The organism is Bradyrhizobium sp. Mp27 (assembly GCF_029953005.1).
GTDB lineage: Bacteria > Pseudomonadota > Alphaproteobacteria > Rhizobiales > Xanthobacteraceae > Bradyrhizobium > Bradyrhizobium barranii.
The window spans coordinates 1-220 of sequence record NZ_JASAUS010000836.1; the positions used below are offsets into that span (position 1 = coordinate 1).

A 220-nucleotide genomic window follows, 5' to 3' on the forward strand; every position below is an offset into this window, starting at 1 on the left:
GCGAAAGCCACCGCATCGGCCGGATTTCGCTGTGCGGTGATGAAGCCATGCGAGCGCTACTCTATGAGGCCGCACAGGTCATGCTGACGCGGGTGCAGAAATGGTCCTGGCCCCCGCGGGTCACTTCAAATTCCTCCGGGTGTGGTCAGTCAAATTCCTCCACCCGCGAGGCAGGACAAGGGACTGTTAGTTTGAGTTTGTTTCCCGGGCAAGAGCTTCA

At 59.1% G+C, this 220-nt stretch carries 1 pseudogene; it reads left to right on the forward strand.

The window, feature by feature from the left end:
* A pseudogene (locus QJT78_RS52810) lies at positions 1–107 on the forward strand (transposase); the annotation flags it as partial.
* Positions 108–220: the final 113 nt, after the last annotated feature.